The sequence below is a fragment of the Streptomyces mesophilus genome (assembly GCF_040300965.1).
Lineage (GTDB): Bacteria > Actinomycetota > Actinomycetes > Streptomycetales > Streptomycetaceae > Streptomyces > Streptomyces mesophilus_A.
In genome coordinates this window covers 36,805-54,921 of the sequence record NZ_JBEPEW010000019.1, presented here as the reverse complement: position 1 = coordinate 54,921, position 18,117 = coordinate 36,805, and the positions used below count along the sequence as shown (strand labels likewise).

Annotated in this window: 15 protein-coding genes; all 15 read right to left on the bottom strand. The window is 68.5% G+C overall.

Translation table 11 applies throughout. The annotated features are described in order from the left end of the window. Positions 1–53: 53 nt before the first annotated feature. The 15 genes from atpB to ABT367_RS10055 all read right to left on the bottom strand — a co-directional run bounded on the left by atpB (position 54) and on the right by ABT367_RS10055 (position 17,993). Positions 54–824 carry a F0F1 ATP synthase subunit A gene (gene atpB / locus ABT367_RS10125; RefSeq protein ID WP_165331972.1) on the bottom strand — a complete coding sequence of 257 codons (771 nt, stop codon included), beginning with the start codon at positions 822–824 and terminating at the stop codon, positions 54–56. Between the two features lie 273 nt (positions 825–1,097). Then, positions 1,098–1,535, bottom strand: a complete 438-nt coding sequence (locus ABT367_RS10120) for a hypothetical protein (protein ID WP_352251497.1) — start codon at positions 1,533–1,535, stop codon at positions 1,098–1,100. Positions 1,536–1,831: 296 nt separating this feature from the next. Then, the gene (locus ABT367_RS10115) at positions 1,832–3,142 is read right to left on the bottom strand and encodes an MraY family glycosyltransferase (protein ID WP_199545924.1); all 1,311 of its coding nucleotides are present in this window, start codon (positions 3,140–3,142) and stop codon (positions 1,832–1,834) included. A gap of 129 nt (positions 3,143–3,271) precedes the next feature. Then, complete coding sequence (glyA, locus tag ABT367_RS10110; RefSeq protein WP_352251495.1) at positions 3,272–4,537, bottom strand: serine hydroxymethyltransferase; 1,266 nt, start codon at positions 4,535–4,537, stop codon at positions 3,272–3,274. A gap of 218 nt (positions 4,538–4,755) precedes the next feature. Beyond that, positions 4,756–5,433 carry a protein-tyrosine-phosphatase gene (locus tag ABT367_RS10105; protein ID WP_165331960.1) on the bottom strand — a complete coding sequence of 226 codons (678 nt, stop codon included), beginning with the start codon at positions 5,431–5,433 and terminating at the stop codon, positions 4,756–4,758. Further along, on the bottom strand, positions 5,430–6,077 hold the full coding sequence (locus ABT367_RS10100) for an L-threonylcarbamoyladenylate synthase (RefSeq protein WP_352251493.1): 648 nt from the start codon (positions 6,075–6,077) through the stop codon (positions 5,430–5,432). Before ABT367_RS10100 ends, ABT367_RS10105 begins: the two co-directional genes overlap by 4 nt. Positions 6,078–6,132: 55 nt before the next feature. After that, positions 6,133–6,978: a peptide chain release factor N(5)-glutamine methyltransferase gene (gene prmC / locus ABT367_RS10095; protein ID WP_165331962.1), complete on the bottom strand. Its 846-nt coding sequence runs from the start codon at positions 6,976–6,978 to the stop codon at positions 6,133–6,135. Between the two features lie 93 nt (positions 6,979–7,071). Next, a complete protein-coding gene (gene prfA, locus ABT367_RS10090) occupies positions 7,072–8,151 on the bottom strand; it encodes a peptide chain release factor 1 (protein ID WP_352251491.1) in 1,080 nt (359 codons plus the stop codon). A gap of 102 nt (positions 8,152–8,253) precedes the next feature. Continuing rightward, positions 8,254–8,475, bottom strand: coding sequence for a 50S ribosomal protein L31 (gene rpmE, locus ABT367_RS10085; RefSeq protein WP_352251489.1), 222 nt, complete (start codon positions 8,473–8,475; stop codon positions 8,254–8,256). A gap of 209 nt (positions 8,476–8,684) precedes the next feature. After that, a complete protein-coding gene (locus ABT367_RS10080) occupies positions 8,685–9,818 on the bottom strand; it encodes an LCP family protein (protein WP_352251487.1) in 1,134 nt (377 codons plus the stop codon). A 357-nt stretch (positions 9,819–10,175) separates the two neighbouring features. Further along, positions 10,176–11,891, bottom strand: coding sequence for a trypsin-like serine protease (locus ABT367_RS10075; RefSeq protein WP_352251555.1), 1,716 nt, complete (start codon positions 11,889–11,891; stop codon positions 10,176–10,178). Positions 11,892–12,054: 163 nt separating this feature from the next. Further along, positions 12,055–14,031 (bottom strand): transcription termination factor Rho, encoded by a 1,977-nt coding sequence (gene rho / locus ABT367_RS10070; protein ID WP_352251485.1) that lies wholly within the window; start codon positions 14,029–14,031, stop codon positions 12,055–12,057. A 374-nt stretch (positions 14,032–14,405) separates the two neighbouring features. Further along, positions 14,406–15,323, bottom strand: a complete 918-nt coding sequence (thrB, locus tag ABT367_RS10065; protein ID WP_352251483.1) for a homoserine kinase — start codon at positions 15,321–15,323, stop codon at positions 14,406–14,408. Between the two features lie 294 nt (positions 15,324–15,617). Next, on the bottom strand, positions 15,618–16,694 hold the full coding sequence (gene thrC, locus ABT367_RS10060) for a threonine synthase (protein WP_352251481.1): 1,077 nt from the start codon (positions 16,692–16,694) through the stop codon (positions 15,618–15,620). A gap of 6 nt (positions 16,695–16,700) precedes the next feature. Further along, on the bottom strand, positions 16,701–17,993 hold the full coding sequence (locus tag ABT367_RS10055) for a homoserine dehydrogenase (RefSeq protein ID WP_165331970.1): 1,293 nt from the start codon (positions 17,991–17,993) through the stop codon (positions 16,701–16,703). Positions 17,994–18,117: the final 124 nt, after the last annotated feature.

Genomic DNA, 18,117 nt, shown 5'->3' with positions numbered 1-18,117 from the left:
TGGACCGGTGGGGGTTGGCCACCGGGCGTCTAGGGGGTCGTGGTGGGGCTGGCTCAGTGGTGTTCGGAGACGGCGCCCTGGATGTACGAGCAGGCGAGGAGCACGAAGACGTACGCCTGGACGGCCTGCACGAAAAGCTCGAAAACGATCATCCCCATGGTCATGATGAACGAGACACCGGCGGCGGGGATGAGCCAGCTGTTCAGGAGGTACCAGGAGGCGACGGTGAACATCACCAGCATCAGGTGGCCGGCGAACATGTTGGCGAAGAGTCGGACCGCGTGCGTGAACGGGCGCACAAGCAGGTTCGAGAAGAACTCGATGAACGAGACCAGCCACTTGATCGGGCCGAGCGACGGGTCGTAACCGGTGACGTTCTTCCAGCCGCCCACGAAGCCGTGGCGCTTGAAGGTCAGCGGGACCCACACCAGATACACGATGGCCGCGAGGACCGCCGGGTAGGCGATGCTCGCCGCGACCGGGAACTGGGCCAGCGGGATCACCGACCAGATGTTCATGATCCAGATGAAGAAGAACAGCGAGACCATCAGGGGGACGAAGCGCTCGCCCTCCTTCTTGCCGAGGGTCTCGTACACGATGCCGCGGCGGACGAAGTCGTAACCCATCTCACCGAGCAGCTGAAGCTTGCCGGGGACGACCTTCGCCTTGCCGAAGGCAAGGGTGAAGAAGGTGACGACCACGAGCGTGCTGAGCAGCGCCAGCAGCATGATCTTGTTGAACTCGAACCCGCCGATCGTGAAGATCGGCTTGAAGAGGAACGAGTGGAGGCCCGGCGCCGGGAAGCCACAGCCGTTGTCGGCCATGATCCGACAGCTCCAGTCGAAGGCGAGCTGGGTCTGATCAGCACTCACCGCGGGCTCCTTCGGCGTGACGCATAGGTACGGCAACCTCGTTGTGTCGGCGCGGCGCGCAGCCGCGAGTCGGCACCGGACTGGTGTTTCGGATGTGGGGGCGGCAATCAGGCGTTGAGCCTCGCGATGGAACAGGCGTCAGCTCTAGTGCCCGCGCCCGCAGTGCCGCAGTTGGCACCGGACGATAGCAGGGTCTGCGACGGGTCCTTATCCCGGCCCTACCCCTCACGAGGAAGAGCCCGTCTTCTCACCCTTCGAGGCATCGGAGTGCCCCGGGTCGATGTAGAAGATCTTGGCCTTCTTGTGCGCGAAAGCCATCGCCACGACCCAGGTGAGGGTGCAGGCGACGATTGCGGCCGCGAAGACCTTGGGGTTGAACGCCGTGGTGTCCTTGAAGACCGCCACGAAGACGAACAGCACAAGCAGCAGCGTCACATAGAGCGCAAGACCCATTGCCTGGAACAGACTTGGCCAGTGTTTGGCCGTGTACTGCAGGCCGAGAATTCCGGCGCCCATGAAGACGATCACCACAAGCGCGCCGATGACACCGCCAAGTGCCCCCGTACCACCATCGATCACTCCACCGACGACCGCGGTGACTGCACCGACGGCGGCGGTTGGAAGGGCGATGGGCAGGAGGATGCGTGCGTCGAGAGACGGCATGGCGGCAGCTCCGCTTACTTGCTGGGGACGAGTGTCGTCATGGTCGAGCGTAGACCCGGGCAACGATCGAGCTTTCGGCCAACAGACCGTCGCACTACGGTCTTTCGGCTCTACCCCGGGATCTCGTGAACCGTATCACAAACTATTTGATGAGGTCTTTACCTGCGAAGTGTGCTGGCCGTCACACATGAGAGGTAACGCGCGCGTCTGGGCGGGACTTTGGGCCCAATGTCTGCTATTGCGCAAATTTCCATGACCGTTTTGCTGTGACTTCTGAGGCCGCTGTGTGGGATTCCCTACGTGTGCAGGCGGTCCTTGAAGCGGCTCCGGCCGCCCACCGCCGTCGCCCCGTTGACCCGGCCCACACCTGCGGCCACCGGCGTCGGCTGCTCCTCCTCGCCGGCCGGCCGCTCACTCTCGTATACGACGGAACCGGCCCTGCGGCGGCGGTAGCGCGGCGGTACGAAGGCCTCGGCCCAGCTGGGCGTCCTGGGCGTGAAGCGCGGCAACAGGAGCAGCACGAGACCGACCGCGCTCAGTGCCACGATCGCCAGGACAATCCACATGGACGCCGAGTGAACGGAGTAAAGGACCGCGCCGAAGGCGATCAGGGCCGACCAGAAGTACATGATCAGCACCGCGCGGCTGTGCGAATGTCCGATCTCCAGGAGCCGGTGGTGCAGATGTCCGCGGTCGGCGGCGAACGGCGACTGGCCGTTCCATGTGCGCCGGACGATCGCGAGGACGAGGTCGGCCATCGGCACCGCGATGATCGTGAGCGGCAGAAGGAGCGGGATGTAGACGGGCACCGTCTGGTGCACGGCCGCGCGCTCGGAGCCCGCGAACACCTTGAGGGCGTCCGGGTCTACCTGGCCGGTGATAGAGATCGCACCGCCGGCGAGCACGAGGCCGATGAGCATCGAGCCCGAGTCGCCCATGAAGATCCGCGCGGGATGCATGTTGTGCGGCAGGAAGCCCAGGCACATGCCCATGAGGATCGCGGCGAAGAGCGTGGCGGGTGCGGCGGCCTCGATGCCGTAGCCGTACCACATGCGATACGCGTACATGAAGAACGCGGTCGCCGCGATGCAGACCATGCCGGCCGCGAGTCCGTCGAGACCGTCCACGAAGTTGACGGCGTTGATGGTGATCACGACCAGGGCGACCGTGAGCAGCGTGCCCTGCCACTGGGTCAGCGAGACCGAGCCGATACCGGGGATGGGCAGCCACAGGATCGTCAGACCCTGCATGACCATCACGCCCGCCGCGATCATCTGGGCGCCCAGCTTGATCAGGGCGTCGATCTCGAACTTGTCGTCGAGGACACCGACCAGCCAGATCAGGGCCGCGCCGGAGAGCAGGGCCCTGGGTTCGTTGGAGTTCTCGAAGACCTCGTTGAGGTTCTCCAGATGATCGGCGACCAGCAGACCGGCGCACAGGCCGAAGAACATGGCGATACCGCCGAGCCGCGGCGTCGGTTCGCGGTGCACGTCGCGCGCACGGATCTCGGGCATCGCCCCGGCGACGATGGCGAACTTCCGCACCGGCCCGGTCAGCAGATAGGTCACCGCGGCCGTGACGCAGAGCGTCAGCAAATATTCACGCACGGGCTTCCCCACAGGTATCGCTGGCCATCTCAGCCCCACACCCTAGCTTCGGTGGCATACGGTTGGGGACTTTCGGGTAGCGACGATGGTTGCACGCTTGACTGTGTCTGGCCCCGCGTCTACCCCGTACTAGCCGGTGTAGGGCGGAAACCTCCGCACCAATTCCCGCACTTCTTCGCGTACGGTCCGGCCCTGCGGCTCCTGCGTTCCGCGCAGCGCGGCACCGAAGAACCCGGCGATCCGCGCCATCTCCACCTCGCCCATGCCCTGTGTGGTGACGGCCGCCGTGCCCAGGCGCAGCCCGCGTACCTCGCCGTGAGGCAGCGCACATGTGTCGAGGACGACGCCCGCGCCGGCGAGCAGCCCCCTGGCCTCTTTGGCGTCGAAGCCGAGCGGGGTCGGGTCGGCGATCACGAGGTGGGTGTCCGTGCCGCCGGTGGTGATCGCGAAGCCCTCGGCGGCGAGGCAGTCGGCGAGCACCCGGGCGTTGGCGACCACCTGATGGGCGTACGCGGTGAAGGCCGGTGTCGCCGCCTCGCCGAAGGCGACGGCCTTGGCGGCGATGGTGTGCATCTGGGCGCCGCCCTGGGTGAACGGGAACACCGCCCGGTCCACCCGCTCGGCGAGCTCCTCGCCGCACAGGAGCATGCCGCCGCGGGGGCCGCGCAGGACCTTGTGCGTGGTGGCACAGACGACATCCGCGTACGGCACGGGGTTGGGCGCCGCTCCCCCGGCGACGAGACCGATCGGATGCGCGGCGTCGGCGATCAGATACGCGCCCACCTCGTCGGCGATCTCGCGGAAGGCCGCGTAGTCGAGATGGCGCGGATACGAGATGGAGCCGCAGACGATCGCCTTGGGCCTGTGGGTGACGGCGAGCTCCCGTACCCGCTCGTGGTCGAGCAGTCCGCTCTCCTCGTCCACCCCGTATCCGATGAAGTCGAACCAGCGCCCTGAGAAGTTGGCGGGCGAGCCGTGGGTCAGATGGCCGCCGTGCGGCAGACCCATGGCGAGCACCTTGTCGCCGGGGCGCAGGAGCGCGGCGTACGCGGCGAGGACGGCCGAGGATCCGGAGTGGGGCTGCACATTGGCGTGCTCGGCGCCGAACAGGGCCTTCGCCCGGTCCACCGCGACCCGTTCGGCGACGTCCACCAGCTCGCAGCCGCCGTGGTGGCGGTTGCCGGGATAGCCCTCGGCGTACTTGTTTGCGAGCGGTGAGCCGAGCGCGGTGAGCACCGCGGGCGAGGTGAAGTTCTCGGCGGCGATCAGCTGGAGTCCGCTGCTCTGGCGCTCGAGTTCGGCGAGCAGGATCTCGGCGAGCTCGGGGTCCTGCCGACGCAGGGCGTCGATCCCCGTGGACGCTCCGCTGATGCTGGCTGCAGTGGTGACCGACATGTGCGGCTCCGGGCCCGAGGGTGGGGTGTGGCGGCACTTTCCAATGTAGGGGCGGGCGCGGGTGCTCGCGCGGTGTCTGCGGACATGCGGTCGACGCACGGGCGAAGTGCCCCTCGGGCTGCGTCAGGAGTGCGCCACGGCCGGCGTCCGGCGTACCCCGCAGCCGGCGTCCGGCGTTCGTCACGGCGTACGTCAGGCGAGCCGCCACGACGTACGTGTCAGGCGTGCGCCGTCAGCCCCGTGAGCGCCGTCACCACGGGCTCGAGCGCCTGGTTGATCTCGTCGCCCACCGAGCGGAAGTACGTCAGCGGCGCTCCGTACGGGTCGTGGACCTCGTCTGCCTCGATGGACGGGGCGAGGAGCCACCCGCGTAGAGCCGCGGCAGCACGGACCAGGGCACGGGCGCGTTCGACCACGCCTTCGTCGAGAGGGTCGGGCAGGGTCGCCGGATCTATGGCCCGTACGAGACGGGTGAACTCCTTCAGGGTGAAGGTCCGCAGGCCCGCGGAGTGCCCCATCGAGATGACCTGCGCGCGGTGGTCGCGCGTGGCCGTGAGCACCAGGTCGGCCCGGATGACGTGCTCGTCGAGCAGCTCGCGCCCCACGAACCCCGAGGCGTCCGCCCCGAATTCGCCGAGCACGGTCGCCGCGTTCGCCTCCATCGGGGCCCCTTCGTGGCCCCAGGTCCCCGCGCTCTCCACGATCAGGCCGCCGGCGGCCTCGGGCCCGATCCGGTGCGTCAGGGCATGCCGCGTCAGCCGCTCGGTCATCGGCGAGCGGCACACGTTGCCGGTGCTGACGTGGAGGATGCGGAAGGTTTCTGCAGGGCCTTCGACGGTCGAGAAGCCCGTGAAGCTCGAAGAAGCCGCTATGCCACGCCCCTCAGGGGCCGTCAATTCGCCACCTCGAGGTCGGGTACCACCTTGCGCAGCTCTTCGGCGCTCAGCGCACCGGCCCGCAGCAGCACCGGCGTCTTGCCGGTCACATCGACGATCGAGGAGGGCACGATGCCGGGCGTCGGCCCGCCGTCCAGGTACACGGAGACCGAGTCGCCGAGCATCTCCTGCGCGGCGTCGCAGTCCTCGGGCGCCGGGTGGCCGGTGAGGTTGGCGGAGGAGACGGCCATCGGGCCGACCTCGGTGAGCAGTTCGATGGCGACCGGGTGCAGCGGCATCCGGATCGCGACGGTGCCCCGGGTGTCGCCGAGGTCCCACTGCAGCGACGGCTGGTGCTTGGCGACCAGGGTCAGGGCGCCGGGCCAGAACGCGTCGACGAGCTCCCAGGCCTTCTCCGAGAAGTCGGTGACCAGGCCGTGCAGGGTGTTCGGGGAGCCGATCAGAACGGGCGTGGGCATATTGCGGCCACGCCCCTTGGCCGCGAGCAGATCGACCACGGCCTCCGAGCTGAACGCGTCCGCCCCGATGCCGTACACGGTGTCGGTGGGCAGCACGACGAGCTCGCCGCGGCGCACGGCGGAGCCGGCCTCGCGCAGGCCGGTGGCGCGGTCGGTCGCGTCGTTCGTGTCGTATCGCCGTGCCATTACTCCCCAGCCCCTTCGTCGTACGTACGCAGCAGGAATGTCAGCGGAACAGTCATCACGGCATCGCCTTGCGGGCGGTGGCGAAGCGAGGCCGGTTGTTGAGGTCGGGGTGGTCGGCCGCGTCCGCCCAGCCCCGCTCCTCGGTGAAGATCCACGGCACCTGGCCGCCCTGGGTGTCGGCGTGCTCGATCACGACGACGCCGCCCGGGCGCAGGAGCCGGTGTGCGGTGCGCTCGATCCCGCGGATCAGGTCGAGGCCGTCCTCGCCGGAGAAGAGCGCGAGTTCGGGATCGTAGTCCCGTGCCTCGGGCGCCACATACTCCCATTCGGTGAGCGGGATGTACGGCGGGTTGGAGATCACCAGATCGACCTGGCCGTCCAGGTCCGTGAAGGCGTCACGGGCGTCGCCCTGGCGCAGATCGACCCGGGAGCCCTCGACGTTCTTACGGGTCCACACGAGCGCGTCCTCGGACAGTTCGACCGCGTGCACGCGCGAGCGCGGCACCTCCTGCGCGAGGGCGAGCGCGATGGCTCCCGACCCGGTGCACAGGTCCACGATCAGCGGCTCGACCACATCCATCGCGCGCACCGCGTCTATGGCCCAGCCGACCACGGACTCGGTCTCGGGCCGTGGCACGAACACCCCTGGCCCGACCTGCAGTTCGAGGTAGCGGAAGAAGGCGCGGCCGGTGATGTGCTGCAGCGGTTCGCGGGCCTCGCGCCGGGAGATGACCTCCCAGTAGCGCGCGTCGAAGTCGCCGTCCTTGACGTTGTGCAGCTCTCCACGCTTGACGCCGTGCACATACGCGGCGAGCTCTTCCGCGTCGAAGCGCGGCGAGGGCACACCGGCGTCGGCCAGCCGCTGGGTGGCCTGGGCCACCTCGGCGAGCAGAAGGTTCACGCGCCGTCCTTCCTGGGATTCACAGCCGTATCGCGAAAGCCGTATGAGCCGTATGCCTGGTCTGAGCCGTCTGTCTGGTCCGCGTCGTCCGCGTTACGAGGCGTCGGCCAGCTTGGCCGCCGCGTCCGCGTCCACACAGGCCTGGATCATCGCGTCGAGGTCTCCGTCGAGCACCTGGTCCAGGTTGTACGCCTTGAAGCCCACGCGGTGGTCGGAGATCCGGTTCTCCGGATAGTTGTACGTGCGGATCTTCTCGGAGCGGTCCACGGTGCGGACCTGGCTGCGGCGGGCGTCCGCCGCCTTGGACTCGGCCTCCTCCTGCGCGGCGGCAAGCAGCCTGGAGCGCAGGATACGCATGGCCTGCTCCTTGTTCTGGAGCTGGCTCTTCTCGTTCTGGCAGGAAGCGACCACACCGGTGGGGACGTGCGTGATGCGGACGGCGGAGTCGGTGGTGTTGACGGACTGGCCGCCGGGGCCCGACGAGCGGTACACGTCGATCCGCAGATCGTTCATGTTGATCTCGACGTCGACCTCCTCGGCCTCGGGCGTGACGAGCACACCGGCCGCGGAGGTGTGGATACGGCCCTGGGACTCGGTCGCGGGCACGCGCTGCACGCGGTGCACCCCGCCCTCGTACTTCAGGCGCGCCCAGACGCCCTGGCCGGGCTCGGTCGCCCCGTTGCCGCCCTTGGTCTTCACGGCGACCTGGACGTCCTTGTAGCCGCCGAGCTCGGACTCCGTGGAGTCGATGATCTCGGTCTTCCAGCCCACCCGCTCCGCGTACCGCAGATACATGCGCAGGAGGTCACCGGCGAACAGCGCGGACTCGTCGCCGCCCGCGCCGGCCTTGATCTCCAGGAGTACGTCCTTGTCGTCCGACGGGTCGCGCGGGACCAGGAGAAGGCGCAGCTTCTCGGTGGTCTCCTCGCGCTGCTGCGTCAGATCCTTGGCCTCGGCCGCGAAGTCCGGATCGTCGGCCGCGTACTCCTTCGCGGTCTCGATGTCCTCGCCCAGCTGCTTCCAGGAGCGGTACGTGGCCACGATCGGGGTCAGCTCGGCATAGCGCTTGTTGAGCTTGCGCGCGTTGGCCTGGTCCGCGTGCACCGACGGGTCGGCGAGCTTCTTCTCCAGATCGGCGTGCTCGCCGATGAGGTCCTCGACCGCCTCGAACATCTCCGGGCTCCTGTTTTCGTGCGGAAAGTGGGCTGAGCGAGAAAAACGCCGGCCCCGGTCGCCCCCACGAGGGGTGCGACCGAGGACCGGCGCTGGGGCTCGCTACTTCTTGGCGGAGCCGGCCTTGCCGAAGCGGGCCTCGAAGCGGGCCACACGGCCACCGGTGTCGAGGATCTTCTGCTTGCCCGTGTAGAACGGGTGGCACTCGGAGCAGACCTCGGCACGGATGGTGCCCGACGAGATCGTGCTGTGCGTGGTGAACGACGCGCCACAGGTGCAGCTGACCTGCGTCTCGACGTACTCGGGGTGGATGTCGCGCTTCAAGGGTGTCTCCTAGTTTCGGGAGGGCACCGGGTCGCAGACGCGGGATGCGGGTGCGTGAACCGGGGCCGACGTACCAGTTTGCCAGGACTGGCCGTATCTCCCAAAACCGGGGCGGGGGCCCAGGTATTCCCGGGAGCGTTTTGGCTGGTCAGGCGGTCTTGACGGCAGTCGGTGCGATACGGGGATCAGGCACCGTCACAGGTCGCGGATCAGTTGCTGTTCACGTAGGACCCGGCATCGCCCTTGTCGCCGGCCGAGTCCTTGGTGGCCGCGGCGGGGATGGGCTTGTCGGCCTTGAGCGCGTCCCAGACCATCTGGGACTGCTTCTCGAGCGGCACCACACGGTTCGGGTCGGCCGGGTCGTAGATCACCGGCATCGTGACCATGTGCATGTCCTTGGCGTCGATCGTCTTCAGCCCGTTGGCGAAACCGATCAGACGGTTCACCGAGTCGAGGTCGGAGTCGACGGTGGTGGCCTTGGTGGCGGTGTCCGCGAGGTCGTACAGCTTCTTGGGGCTGGAGAACACCCCGACGTCCTTGATCTGGTTGATCAGGGCCTTGATGAAGGCCTGCTGCAGCTGTATTCGGCCCAGGTCTCCGCCGTCGCCGACGGCATGCCGGGTGCGGACCAGGCCGAGCGCCTGCTCACCGTCGAGCGTGTGCTCGCCGGCCGGGAGGTTCAGATGGCTGTCGGGGTCGGATATCGCCTTGGTGGTGGTGATGTCCACGCCACCGAGGGTGTTGATCAGCTTCTTGAAGCCGGAGAAGTCGACCTCGACGTAGTGGTCCATGCGGATGCCCGACATGGACTCGACGGTCTTCACGGCGCAGGCCGGGCCGCCGACCGAGTACGACTCGTTGAACATCTGGCGCTTGCCACCGGGGTCGGTGCCGCCGTTGTTCGTGGTGCACGCGGGCCGGGTGACGAGGGTGTCCCTGGGGATGGAGACGATGCTCGCCTTCTTGTGGCCCTCGTACACGTGCAGGATCATCGCCGTGTCCGAACGGGCGCTCTCGCCGTCGCCGCCGCCGTACTTCGCATTGTCACCGGCGCGGGAGTCCGAGCCGAGGACGAGAATGTCCATCGAACCGTTGTCGACGTCCTCGGGGCGGTCGGTGCCGAGCGCCGCATTGATGTCGACGCCGTGCAGATTCCCGTTGAACTTGTAATAGAGGTAGCCGAGCCCGGCGCCGCCGAGCACGACGACGCCCGCCGCGGTCCAGGCCGTGATCACCAGGGCCTTGCGGCGGGTGCTGCGGGGCTTGCGCCGACGCCCCTTGGCGCCGCGCCGGCCGCTGGCCGGTCCGGCGTTCTCGGGGGTGGTGTCGCTCGCGTCGGGCATGTGCTCCTCAGTCCTCGGTCCGCCATATGTCAGACGTCCTGTCCGCAAAAAGGGTTGCACAGGGTCATAAGAGGTTCTTAAGAGCGAGCCGTGAACGGGCTGTGCCGGGGCTCAGGGCCGAGTTCCCACATCACAGTCCGGAAAACCTGCGTTCACCTGCTATTTCATCCAGTTTCCCACAGCCGGCCGAAAGGACTAGCGGGGGCGGATTCTGTGGCGAAGGTCTCGCGGTGTGACCTCTCCGTGACCGCCGCGAAGGACCGAAGTCCCGGCCGCACACGCACCGGCGCCCCCGCCACGAGTCGTGACGGGGGCGCCGGCGGACGTGCTGTGTGCTGTGCGTTTCCGGCCTGAATGTCAGGCGACGGTGTACATCGAGCCCCAGCCGCTGTTGAGCTTCACCGACGGGGCGAAGATCTCCGTGGTGCCCTTTCCGGTGCCCTTCAGGAGGTACAGCGAGCCGCTGGTCGAGCGGGCGACGAGGTCGGCCTTGCCGTCCCCGTTCACATCACCGGGGGTGACGAGCAGGTTGTACGCCGCCCAGTTGGAGCGCACCTTCACGGGCGCCTCGAACGGAGCGGTGGACTTGCCGGTGCCCTTGACCAGGTACAGGTCGTTGGTGCCACCGCGCCGGACCAGCAGGTCGGACTTGCCGTCGTTGGTGTAGTCACCGTTGCCGCGGACCTGGTTGTAGACCTGGTAGCCGGTTGCCGCCTTGGTCGCCGTGGCGAACGTGCCGTTGCCGTAGCTCGGGTACACCATCAGGTCACCGGTCGACGTCACGGCGACGATGTCGCCCTTGCCGTCGCTGTTCACATCGCCAGGAGCGGCGAAGGCGCGCACCGTCTTCCAGCTGCTGAAGATCTTCGTCTTCACATACGTGGAGCTGCTGACCGAGCGGTGCAGCCAGTAGACGTTGCCCGTCGAAGCCTCACGCGCGATCAGGTCCTCGTAGCCGTCCCGGTTCAGGTCCGTCTGCACGATGAAGTTGTACGCGCTGTACGAGCCCGGGAAGGTCTTGCGCGCGGCGAGCGACTCACCGAGCGAGGTGTAGGTGTAGCCGGTGCTGCCGGTGGTGCGGGCGAAGATGTCGGCCTTCGTGTCCCGGCTGAAGTTGGTGTCGTTGATACGCGGCTGGATGGCCGGGGAGTACGTCGAGACCTTGGTGTAGGCGTCGTACGTACCGGTGACGTTGCATACCCGCGTTCCCTGGATCGGTCCCCAGGAAGTGATGCCGACGATGCGGCCGCTGACGATCAGGGGACCGCCGGAGTCTCCCTTGCAGGTGCCCGTGCCGGTCGTGTCATCGCCCGTGCCGCCCGCGCCGGCGCAGATCATGTGGCCGGGCTTGTACTGGACCGGATCACCCGGCCCAGTCAGGCCCGTCGCGCACTCGGCGTCGGAGCGCAGGGGCTGGTCGAGGCGCTGCAGGACGTTCGCGAGCCGACCGGTGTCCGCGTCACCCGTGGTCAGACCCCAGCCGTAGGTGGTGGCGGTGGTTCCGGCGGCGTAGCGAGCCGTGTCGCCGTACGAAGCGGGCTGAGCCGTCTTGTACGGGAGCGGCTTCGACAGCGTCAGCACCGCGACGTCGTTGTCGATCGTGGCCGGGTTGTAGGAGCCCGCACGGTACACGCGGGAGACGTTGACCGCCGTCCCTTCGCGGTCACTGCCGGTCCCGCCGACCAACTTTGCGGTACCGCCGAGGACCAAGCCCCGGCCCGCGTAGTCCATGACGCCGTTCTCGTCGGTGACGCAATGTGCCGCCGTGAGCACCTTGTTCGGGGCAATGAGGGTGCCGCCGCAGGTGAAGTAGTAGAGGCCGTCGTTATCCCACTCGAAGAGGAGCTGCACCATCCAGGGCGCGCTGCTGTGCGAGGTCGAGGTACCGCCGATGATCTTCGGGGACGCCGAGGCCGTCTCGACCACCTCCACGCCCTTCGGCGGCAGGAACTGCGGCCCGCTTTCCTCGGCCTGAGCAGTAAGGGCCAGACCTCCCCCGAGCAGAGCCAGAGCCGCGACACCCGCGGATATGAGTCTGCGCATCTTCTTCACTGGTCTGCCGTGACGCGACATACGCACGCAATTCTCCTGCAATTCAAGGGATTTCAGAGAGTGCCGCGTGGGGGGATGGGAACGGCTGGCCGATATTACATGCAGAAATCCGCCCCGTCACTCGAGTGACGGGGCGGATTTCCGGGATTTCCGGGGCAGTTGGGACTTCTGACCTCAGTAGAGATCAGTCGTTGTTGCCGTTGCCCATGCCCGGGGTCGTCTTCTGGATCTGGAGCAGGAACTCCGCGTTGGACTTCGTCTGCTTCATCTTGTCCAGGAGCAGCTCGATCGCCTGCTGCTGGTCGAGCGCGTGCAGCACCCGGCGCAGCTTCCAGACGACACCCAGCTCATCGCTGCCCATGAGGATTTCTTCCTTACGGGTACCGGACGCGTCCACGTCCACCGCCGGGAAGATGCGCTTGTCCGCGAGCTTGCGGTCGAGCTTGAGCTCCATGTTGCCGGTGCCCTTGAACTCCTCGAAGATCACCTCGTCCATGCGGGACCCGGTGTCCACCAGAGCGGTGGCGAGGATGGTCAGCGAGCCGCCGTCCTCGATGTTGCGGGCCGCACCGAAGAAGCGCTTCGGCGGGTACAGGGCGGTCGAGTCGACACCACCGGACAGGATGCGGCCGGAAGCCGGCGCCGCCAGGTTGTACGCACGGCCCAGACGCGTGATCGAGTCGAGCAGCACGACGACGTCGTGGCCCAGCTCGACGAGGCGCTTGGCGCGCTCGATGGCGAGCTCCGCGACCGTGGTGTGGTCCTCGGCCGGACGGTCGAAGGTCGAGGAGATGACCTCGCCCTTGACCGAGCGCTGCATGTCGGTGACCTCTTCCGGACGCTCGTCGACCAGGACGACCATCAGGTGGCACTCGGGGTTGTTGTGCGTGATCGCGTTGGCGACCGCCTGCATGATCATGGTCTTACCGGTCTTCGGCGGAGCCACGATCAGACCGCGCTGGCCCTTACCGATCGGCGACACGAGGTCGATGATGCGGGTGGTCAGTACGCCCGGGTCCGTCTCCAGGCGGAGGCGGTCCTGCGGGTACAGCGGGGTGAGCTTGTTGAACTCCGGGCGGCCGCGGCCCGATTCGGGCGCCATGCCGTTCACGGAGTCGAGGCGCACGAGCGCGTTGAACTTCTCGCGGCGCTCGCCTTCCTTCGGCTGGCGCACCGCACCGGTGACGTGATCGCCCTTGCGCAGACCGTTCTTACGGACCTGGGCGAGCGAGACGTAGACGTCGTTGGGGCCCGGCAGGTAGCCCGACGTACGGATGAAGGCGTAGTTGTCGAGGATGTCGAGGATGCCCGCGACGGGGATCAGGACGTCGTCCTCGGAGACCTGGACGTCGGGGCCGCCCATCTCGTCACGGCCACGGCGCCCACGGCGGTCGCGGTAGCGGCCCCGGCGACCGCGGCGTCCGCCCTCGAAGTCGTCGTCGTCCTGCGGGCCGTTGTTGCGGTCCTGACGGTCCTGTCGGTCCGACCGGTCCTGGCGGTCCTGCCGGCCGCCGCCCTGCTGACGCTGGCCCTGCTGCTTGCCGCCCTGCTCGTCGCGGTTGCGGTCCCGACCGCGGTCACGGTCACGGCGGTTGCCGCGCTCACGACGGCCCTCGGCGTTGTCCTCGCCCTTGGCCTCGGACTTGTCGGAGGCCTGCTCGGACTTCGCCTCGGTCCTGGTCTCGCCCTTGGCCTCGGCGGTCACGGTCTCCGGGCTGCCGGCGTCGGCGGTGGCACGACGGCGGCGGCGTTCGACGGGAGCGTCGTCGGAGGCCGGCTGACCCGGAATCTCGATCTGCTTGGGAGCGGAGGCCTCGACGGCCTTCTCCTCGGCGGCGGCCGGCTTCTCGGCGGCGGCCGCGTCCGTGCGGGCCTTGGAGGTCGCCCGGCGCTTCGGCTTGGACTCGGTGCTGCTGTCCCCCGACGCCTTCGCCGGGGCGGAGCCGCCGGCCTGAGCTTCCTTGATGACCTCGATCAGCTGGCTCTTGCGCATCCGCGCCGTGCCCCTGATCCCGAGGCCCGATGCGACCTGCTGCAGCTCGGCCAGCACCATGCCCTCGAGGCCGGTACCGCGGCGCCGCCGCGTGGTGGGCGCGGCAGAGGCGTCCGTGGCGGGCGCGGCGCTGTCACTCACGCCCATCAGATCGGTGGTGTCGCTCACGAAGGGTCCTTCCCTGGAGCGGACGTCGGCCTGTCTGGCTCGGCGACCGGTTGTGCTGTCCGGCGGTGGTCCTCAGGTACGGACCTGCCGGGGCGGTGGTCCCGCCTCAAGCGGCGGAAGAGTCTGTGGTGACGGCGATTCCCGAAGCTGTGCCACCCGTACGTGCTGTGTCACTGGGCTGGGTCACACCGGTTCCGGAGCGTGCTCGCCAAAGGTCAGTGCAGTGCACAGAGCAGTTGGGGAAGCTCCCGGAAGGAGGGTTGTCCCGAGACGGGACAGGAAGCACCACGCCATTCATACGTCGGGTGCAGACTTGAGGTTAACACTACCGGATCCAACAAACATTCCCCCTCTCCTGCTCCGGCATACGTGTGTCAGGACGCAAGCGGCAACACGCTCGCTCCGCCGGAATCAAGGGCCAGACGGTTGGCCGCCCACCCCTCGCCGGCGACCTGGGCGACCTTGTCGGCCGTCGCTTCATCGACCAGCGCGAGCACCGTGGGGCCCGCGCCGGAGATCACTGCGGGCACGCCGTCGGCGCGCAGCCGCTCCACCAGGGCGGCGCTCTCCGGCATGGCCGGGGCGCGGTACTCCTGGTGCAGACGGTCCTCGGTGGCGGGCAGCAGCAGCTCGGGGCGCCTGGTCAGGGCCTCGACGAGCAGGGCCGCGCGGCCCGCGTTGGCGGCCGCGTCGACGTGCGGGACGCTGCGCGGCAGCAGGCCGCGTGCCGTTTCGGTGAGGACGGGCCTGGACGGGACGAAGACCACCGGAACGACGGAGTCGGCCGGGTCGAGCCGGATCGCGCGGGCCGCGCCCGCGTCCATCCAGGCCAGGGTGAAGCCGCCGAGCAGGCAGGGCGCGACGTTGTCGGGGTGGCCCTCGATCTCGGTGGCGAGCTCGAGCAGCGCGGTGTCGTCGAGCTTGGCGTCGCCGCCTATGGTCACGGCGCGGGCGGCCATGATGCCGGCGCAGATGGCGGCCGAGGAGGAGCCGAGGCCGCGGCCGTGCGGGATGCGGTTGGCGCAGACGACCTCGAGGCCGCGCGGCTGTCCACCGAGCAGGTCGAACGCGGTGCGCAGCGCGCGTACGAGCAGATGCGACTCGTCGCGCGGCAGGGTCTCCGCTCCTTCGCCCGCGATGTCCACGTGCAGACCGGAGTCGGCCACGCGCACGACGACATCGTCGTAGAGCCCCAGCGCGAGGCCCAGGGCGTCGAAGCCCGGGCCGAGGTTTGCGCTGGTGGCGGGGACGCGCACCCTTACGGCGGCGGCGCGGAAGGCGGGACCGGCCATCGCTCGCTGACTCTCCTTGCTCGTACTGCGGGATTGCTCACGGTGGTGCTGGGGTTCGCCGGGACTTCTCCGGCTGTACGAGAGGTACGTACGGGAGAGGTTCCGGCACCCGGAGGCCGACAACAGGCGGCACGGCCGCTCACGACTGGCATATGCGGCGGGCGGGTTTGGTACAGCCTATCGAAGGAAGGTTCTGTGGCGACATAGGGCGCACAGGAGGCGCACGATGCGTGTCGCAAGCCCCTTGTGCACCCCCTGCGCGGACTTGAGGCGTATGCCCCAGGTCCTCAAGTGCTAGGCGAGACCCAGCCGTTCGGCGGCGGCGGCCGCGTCGACCGGGACGGTGACCGGCTGCGGAGCGCCCGCGACGGCCCAGTCCGGGTCCTTGAGACCGTTGCCCGTGACGGTGCAGACGATGCGCTGCCCCTTGCCGAGCCTGCCGTCCTCGGCGGCCTTGAGCAGACCGGCCACGGAGGCGGCCGAGGCGGGCTCCACGAAGACACCCTCGCGGGAGGCCAACAGCTTGTAGGCGCGCAGGATCTGACGGTCGGTCACATCGTCGATGAAGCCGCCCGACTCGTCGCGCGCGGCCTCCGCGTACTGCCAGGAGGCCGGGTTGCCGATCCGGATCGCGGTGGCGATCGTGGAGGGGTCCTTCACGATCTCCTTGCGCACGATCGGGTTGGCGCCGGAGGCCTGGAAGCCCCACATGACCGGCGTGTGCGTGGCGATGCCGTCGGCCGCGTACTCGCGATAGCCCTTCCAGTACGCGGTGATGTTGCCCGCGTTGCCCACCGGCAGGACATGGATGTCGGGGGCGTCGCCGAGGCGGTCCACGATCTCGAACGCGGCGGTCTTCTGGCCCTCGATACGCACCGGGTTGACCGAATTGACCAGCGCCACCGGGTAGTTCTCGGACAAGTTTCGCGCCAATACGAGGCAGTCGTCGAAGTTGCCGTCCACCTGCAGGATCTTCGCGCCGTGCACGAGGGCCTGGCCCATCTTGCCGAGCGCGATCTTGCCCTGCGGTACGAGGACGGCGCTGACCATGCCGGCCTTGCCGCCGTACGCGGCCGCGGAGGCGGAGGTGTTGCCGGTGGAGGCGCAGATGACGGCCTTGGCGCCCTCCTCCTTGGCCTTGGAGATCGCCATCGTCATGCCGCGGTCCTTGAAGGACCCGGTCGGGTTGGCGCCCTCGACCTTGAGGTGGACCTCGCAGCCGGTGAGTTCGGAGAGCACCTCCGCGCGTACGAGCGGAGTGCCGCCCTCGCCGAGCGTGACCACGGGCGTCGCCTCGCTGACGGGCAGCCGGTCGCGGTACTCCTCGATGATCCCGCGCCACTGGTGGGCGCCGGTAGAGGTGGCGGTCATGTCTGGTTACTCCCCTTCGACACGCATGATGCTGGCGACACCCCGCACGGTGTCGAGCTTGCGCAACGCCTCGACGACCCCGGAAAGGGACGCGTCGGACGCGCGGTGGGTGACGACGACGAGGCTCGCCTCGCCGTCCTTCCCCGACTGACGGACCGTATCGATCGATACGCCGTGCTCGGCGAAGACCGTCGCGACCTGGGCGAGGACACCCGGCTTGTCGGCCACGTCGAGGCTGATGTGGTAGCGCGTGACGACCTCGCCCATCGGGCTGACCGGGAGGCGGGTGTACGCGGATTCGCCGGGTCCGGTGGACCCGTCGAGCTTGTTGCGGCAGACGGCCACGAGATCGCCGAGCACCGCGGACGCGGTGGGCGCGCCGCCGGCGCCGGGCCCGTAGAACATCAGCTGTCCGGCGGCCTCCGACTCGACGAAGACCGCGTTGTACGCCTCGCGGACGGAGGCGAGGGGGTGGCTGAGCGGGATCATCGCCGGGTGCACGCGAGCCGTGACGGACTCGCCGTCCTCGGCGCGCTCGCAGATCGCGAGCAGCTTGATGGTGCAGCCCATCTGGCGCGCGGAGGCGAAGTCGGCGGCGGTCACCTCGGTCATGCCCTCGCGGTACACATCGTCCAGGCGTACGCGGGTGTGGAAGGCGATGCCGGCCAGGATCGCGGCCTTGGCGGCGGCGTCGAAGCCCTCGACGTCGGCGGTCGGGTCGGCCTCGGCGTAGCCCAGGGCGGTGGCCTCGTCGAGGGCCTCCTGGTAGCCGGCACCCGAGGAGTCCATCTTGTCGAGGATGAAGTTCGTGGTGCCGTTCACGATGCCGAGGACCCGGTTGACCTTGTCGCCCGCGAGGGACTCGCGCAGCGGGCGGATCAGCGGGATCGCGCCGGCCACGGCGGCCTCGTAGTACAGGTCCTCGCCGTGGTCCTCGGCCGCCTTGTGCAGGGCGGCGCCGTCCTGGGCGAGCAGCGCCTTGTTCGCGGAGACGACCGAAGCGCCGTGCTCGAAAGCGGTGGTGATCAGGGTGCGGGCCGGCTCGATGCCGCCGATGACCTCGACCACGACGTCGATGTCGCCCCGTTTGACCAGGGCGGTGGCGTCGGTGGTGACCAGCGCGGGGTCGATGCCGGCGCGCACGCGGTCGGGACGGCGCACGGCCACGCCCGCGAGCTCGACGGGGGCGCCGATCCTGGCTGTGAGGTCGTCCGCGTGCGTCGTCATGATGCGGGCTACTTCGGAGCCGACGACTCCACAGCCAAGGAGCGCCACCTTCAGCGGACGCGTACGCATCATCCGACCTCGATTCTTGAACTTCTGCGGTTGGTCCAGTCTCACGCACCGGACCCGGGTTTCCGTCCCGGGTCCGGATAATGAGACGTCGATTTCATTTCGATGAGCACCGCGGGCCGGAAATCCG